5 protein-coding genes and 1 pseudogene are annotated in these 5,257 nt (G+C 40.6%); 1 reads left to right on the plus strand and 5 read right to left on the minus strand.

Annotation, left to right across the window (positions count from 1 at the left end; genetic code table 11):
- Positions 1–548 precede the first annotated feature (548 nt).
- A pseudogene (locus L654_RS0116180) lies at positions 549–950 on the plus strand (tyrosine-type recombinase/integrase); the annotation flags it as partial.
- A gap of 137 nt (positions 951–1,087) precedes the next feature.
- Here L654_RS0116180 and L654_RS0116185 read toward each other — a convergent pair.
- The 5 genes from L654_RS0116185 to L654_RS0116205 all read right to left on the minus strand — a co-directional run.
- Positions 1,088–1,537, minus strand: a complete 450-nt coding sequence (locus L654_RS0116185) for a hypothetical protein (RefSeq protein WP_024608451.1) — start codon at positions 1,535–1,537, stop codon at positions 1,088–1,090.
- 414 nt (positions 1,538–1,951) lie between these two features.
- A complete protein-coding gene (locus L654_RS0116190) occupies positions 1,952–2,722 on the minus strand; it encodes an SDR family oxidoreductase (RefSeq protein WP_024608452.1) in 771 nt (256 codons plus the stop codon).
- A gap of 9 nt (positions 2,723–2,731) precedes the next feature.
- Entirely contained in the window at positions 2,732–3,631 is a 900-nt protein-coding gene (gene mmsB / locus L654_RS0116195) for a 3-hydroxyisobutyrate dehydrogenase (RefSeq protein ID WP_024608453.1), read from the minus strand.
- A 10-nt stretch (positions 3,632–3,641) separates the two neighbouring features.
- Complete coding sequence (locus tag L654_RS0116200; RefSeq protein ID WP_024608454.1) at positions 3,642–4,793, minus strand: enoyl-CoA hydratase/isomerase family protein; 1,152 nt, start codon at positions 4,791–4,793, stop codon at positions 3,642–3,644.
- Positions 4,793–5,257: enoyl-CoA hydratase-related protein (locus L654_RS0116205; RefSeq protein ID WP_024608455.1), on the minus strand; the 465-nt coding region annotated here is incomplete at its 5' end. The genes L654_RS0116205 and L654_RS0116200, both read right to left, overlap by 1 nt.

The raw sequence follows: 5,257 nt of genomic DNA on the forward strand, positions 1-5,257 counted from the left end.
TAACGAGCCTGTAGATTAACTCGTTTTTAAATTTGTTTTTATTGATAAACAAACCATAGCTGAGTTCCTATTTTGGTTCAATTGATTACTGTATTTTTACGCAGAATATAGAAGTGTTTGATATTGTTTTAATTGGCGTTTTGGAAGGGATTACGGGTGTTTGAGTGGCTTTTATTTAGAGTAAGAGGGCTTACCCTTCTTAATGCATCGTGTTTTGCAGCTTTTCTATATTATGAACAAGGCAATACAGTTGCCGCAGTGTAAAGTAAAGGCATTCACTTTTGTTTGACCTCGTAAGGTCAGTTTATTCATGCCTTTATTCACCGTAATATTCCGCTTTTTATTTAAAGGAAAGCCGGTTCGATACAGCCGAGTCGTTTGCCATTCTTTAATAAACAGATATCGTCCCGATTGGGCTGTCTATTGTTACTTTCATTTTGTCTACATAGTTCAGCTTTTTGCGTGATTCATTATTTATAATAATGCACTCTTCATACTGTTTTTGTTAGCTTTTTTCCTAATGATTAGGATGGGTGTCATCCTAATCATTATTGTTAGATTTAAAAAATGATGCGTACGCCGGTGTATGGATGCCTCATCGACTTAGTAAAAAATACCCAAGCGCTAATAAGTCATTACAATGGCAGTTTCTGTTCCCATCACATAAATTAAGTACAGACCCTGAAACAGGAGAAATAAGACGTCACCACTTAGATCATTCAGGGGTAAGAAAGGCAGTTAAACTATCTTCAACAAAAGCAAACATTAATAAACACGTTACGCCACATACTTTGCGCCATTCATTTGCTACGCACTTACTACAAAGCGGCGCTGACATCCGCACAGTACAAACACAGCTAGGTCATAGTGACGTGCGTACTACACAAATATACACCCATGTACTACAACAAGGTGCCAACGGTGTTATTAGCCCTTTTTCAAGATTATAAATATCTCAGTAACAAGACAAAAACTTAGTTATATTATTTGTCTATATGAGAAGTTTTTGTAGTTGGCTAAATTTAGGAACGAAGTGACTAAAGCCAACCAGTTTTAGTCCTTGTTGATTTGCCTTGTTATATTTTTATTAATCCCTGTCAGACGATAAAATTTTTTTTATACTTTTGTTTAGCGAATGATTGTCAAATGCTATAGAAACCATTGAAAGTTTCGACACCAACTTTTTTTCCTTAAACAGGACCAAATCTATTCCTAATTCTGCACCATCAATATCGGAGAGTAGAAAAGTTTTGTCTATTTTTTTCCAGCCAGATAATCCTTTGAGTAGGATTGATTTACTGTCTATTTTGATTTCGTATTGTCGAAAGTTAAGTACCATCCACCAAGCAAAAATAGAAGTTGTAACCAAAGCTAGAGTTAACCCCAAAACTTGTTCATTTAGCGATAACGAAGTATTGCTCTCGCTTACGAATAAAAGAGCGCCAGAATATATCGCAAAGAATCCGATACAGTTTAGTAATAGTAAAAACATTGATTTAAAAATGATTTGAAAAACTGAGCTACGAATTACAAGCATGGTATCTCTATAAATATAACAGCTTATTGAACACCACTTTGGGGGGTTATAACACCCCAAAACGGCGTATATTACATGGCTTAATAATTCCACTAAACAACTTTTATGTAAACAAGTAATTACGTATGTTATAAAATTACCGTTGTTAAAATACACCAAAACGACTTTTAATAATGTTATTGGACAAAACACAAGGCACTGTCTATACATACAGTTCACATTTGAAGTTGAATATTATTTATAAAATTTATCTTTCTAAAGATTATTAAAGAGCTTATTTATAGCAAGCGGTTTACAACAAAATGCCAACGCCGTTATTAGCCCTTTTTCCAGATTATAAACTCCCTTATTTAAAACAAAAAAGCACGGCCCACAAGCGCCATGCTTTTTAAATCAATCTTAATCCCGCTTGTTTTACAAACGAATGCCGCCGTCTATTTCAACAACGCGGCCGGTAAAAAAGTCGTTTTCAATTATGTATTGTGCAGTATGGGCAATTTCGTCGCTTTCGCCTAAGCGCCCTACTGGCGTTACTGCAAGCATACGTTGTTTGGCTTCTGGCTTCATGGCGTCGGTCATGGCGGTGCTTATAACACCTGGTGCAATAGCGCCTACGCGTATACCAAATCGACCAAGTTCTTTAGCCCATGTGGTGGTAAGTGCCACTACGCCTGCTTTTGATGCCGCGTAGTTTGTTTGGCCTATGTTACCTGCGCGCGCTACGCTCGACATATTGACTATAACGCCGCCTTTGCCTGATTCAATCATGTGGCTTGCAGCTTCCCGCCCTGCTAAAAACACACCGGTCAGGTTTACATCAATCACTGATTGAAATTGATCAAGAGACATTTTTTTAACGACTTTGCCGTCTTTAGCCTTTATAAACATGCCGTCGCGTAAAATACCGGCGTTGTTTATTAGCACACCAATGTGACCAAAATCGCTGTTAATGGTATTAAATACGTTTTCTACTTCGCTCTCATTTGTTACGTTTGCGGCATAACCTTTAATATTGCTAGTTACACCTTCAAGCTGTGTGAGTTCTTCGCATGCGGCATTTAGAAGTTCTTGCGCCATATCTATTAAAGCAATGTTAGCACCCATAAGTGCAAACTTTTGCGCCATTGCAAAGCCTAAACCTTGTGCGCCTCCGGTTATTACTACCGTGTTATTTTTAATTTCCACGCGTTGCTCCTACTTAGAAAACAGTTTGAAAATGGCACTAAAGTCATCACTACCCGCACCTTGGTGCTGTAGCATAGTGTATAAATTTTTAGCCATTGAACCCATAGGGGTTGATGAATTACTTTGCTGCGCGGCTTCCATGGCAAGGCCTAAATCTTTAGCCATTAAATCCACCATAAATCCAGGTTTGTAATCGTTACTTGCTGGGGCTGCATCCATTACACCTGGGCAAGGGTTGTAAAGTTCAAGCGTCCAGTTTCGCCCAGAACTTGCGGTCATGATGTCGCTAAGTACTTTAGGATCGAGGCCGTTGTTAATACCCATTTGCAGTGCTTCGCTAGTGCCTGCCATTAAAATGCTAAGTAGCATGTTATTACATATTTTTGCTACTTGCCCTGCACCAATATCGCCTGCATGAAATATGTTTTTACCCATATCACTCAGCACTGTATTTGCTTTATTAAACGCTGTTTTTTCGCCGCCTACAATAAAAGTAAGTGTGCCTGCGGTTGCGCCTGCAACGCCGCCCGATACCGGTGCATCTACAAAGCTTATGCCTTGTTTACCAAGTGCGCTGCCTACAGTGCGTGCTGATTCTGCATCTATTGTTGAGCAATCAATTACTAATGTATTTTTGCTCAGCACGTTAATTAAACCGCTGTCGTCGTTATTTCCTAAATACAGCGATTTAACATGCTTGCCTGCAGGTAACATACTAATAAGTACGTCAGCATTGGTTGCGCACTGCTTTGCATCAACTGCTGCTTTTGCGCCTTTGCTTGCAAGTTCATTTACGACCGACTGGTTTAAATCGAACACACTCACAGTATGTCCAGCTTTAATTAAGTTAGCCGCCATTGGGCCGCCCATATTGCCTAAGCCGATAAAACCGATATTGAGTTTAGTCATCGTCTTTCCTTTATTTGTGTATTGGCGTGTCTAAGCCATCGAGTGGATGGTTTTCGCCAAAGCGATTAGCAAAAAAGCTGTCGATTATTGTTTGTGGGACATCACTAAGTGTTTTGTACTGCCAATTAGGCGCGCCGTCTTTATCTATTAATAGCGCTCTTACGCCTTCTTGAAACTCACCTACTTCGCCAGCGCGAACCGACATACCCAGCTCCATTTTAAAACACGCTAATAAGCTTTTGCCTTTGCTTGTTTTTAATTGTTCACTAACGAGCGCGCAGCTTAGTGGGCATCCGTGTTTAAGTGACTTTTGAGCGCGCTGTAGCCATTTATCGTCAGTAGCTAGCCCTAAAATATAATCAACTTGCTCCTGCAAGGTTGTAAATTCACCCAGCTTTTGAATTGTTTTTAGGTTAGCTTTTATATTGCCTTTTGGCATACGCGCAGATTGGTTGTCTAAATCGGTTAATAACTTAGTTAAACGCTCATGATTTAAGCTTGCGGTTTTGCCCCATTTAGCTGCTAAAATTTGCGCAAGCATGGAATCATATTTAGTGCTGTCGATGAAGTGATCGGCAAGTGATACAAAACGCGCGTCGTCGCAGTTAATTGATGCCGACGTTAGCCCTAAAAATAGCCCCACACTTTGTGGCATTTTATGTAAAAAGTAACTGCCGCCTACATCAGGGTATAAACCTATGGTTTGCTCTGGCATGGCAATGCGAGATGTTTCGGTTACGACGCGATGGCTAGCACCGGCCATTAGCCCTAAACCGCCGCCCATCACTATGCCGTTACCCCAAACGAGGATAGGTTTATCAAAGGTATGAATAAGATAATCAAGCGTGTACTCAAGCGTAAAAAACTCTTCAACTAAGCTTGTTGGTTTACCTTGCGCCATTGCATGATGAAGGCTTACAACATCGCCACCGGCGCAAAATGCTTTATCGCCTGCGCCTTTTAACAACACCATTGCAATAGCACCATCGTCTTGCCAAGCTCGTAATTGCGGTTCAAGTAATTTGATCATCTCAAAATTAAGCGCATTTAATGCTTTTGGTGCGTTAAGTGTAATAAGCCCTATTAAACTGCCATTTTCTGCGGTTGCAGTTTCAAATACTACGGGCTCATCGGCGTTATTTAATACTGTTAAAGCACTCATTAGCCGTTTACCCAGTTAGCGCGGCGTTTTTCTAAAAAGGCGTTTACGCCTTCTTGTTGATCTTCGGTATCAAATAAACCAACAAATAACTCGCGTTCAAGAGGTAATACACTTGCCATTGATTGATGGCGCCCTTTTTGAATCAATGTTTTACATGCTGCAACTGAGGTAGGGCTTTGATCGGCCACTTGGTTTGCCAGTTTTAATGCTGCTGCAAAGCTTTCACCTTGTGGTACTACTTCTTCTACTAAGCCGATTTGCAGGGCTTTATCAGCTTTTAAGCGCTCGCCGCATAAAATCATGCGCTTTGCCCAGCCTTCGCCTACAAGCCATGCTAAATTTTGTGTGCCACCCGCACACGGTAATAAGCCAACTTTAGCTTCAGGGAGCGCCATTTGTGCTTGCTCTTCCGCTATACGTACGTCGCACGCAAGGGCGACTTCTAGCCCGCCGCCCATTGCATA

Origin of the sequence: Pseudoalteromonas sp. TAB23 (assembly GCF_000498075.1) — a bacterium.
Taxonomy (GTDB): Bacteria; Pseudomonadota; Gammaproteobacteria; order Enterobacterales; family Alteromonadaceae; genus Pseudoalteromonas; species Pseudoalteromonas arctica.

Excerpts from the sequence above, each read along its gene's own strand:
- L654_RS0116185 (WP_024608451.1), bottom strand. The coding sequence starts at position 1,537 with ATGCTTGTAATTCGTAGCTCAGTTTTTCAAATCATTTTTAAATCAATG.
- mmsB (WP_024608453.1), bottom strand. The coding sequence starts at position 3,631 with ATGACTAAACTCAATATCGGTTTTATCGGCTTAGGCAATATGGGCGGC.
- L654_RS0116200 (WP_024608454.1), bottom strand. The coding sequence starts at position 4,793 with ATGAGTGCTTTAACAGTATTAAATAACGCCGATGAGCCCGTAGTATTT.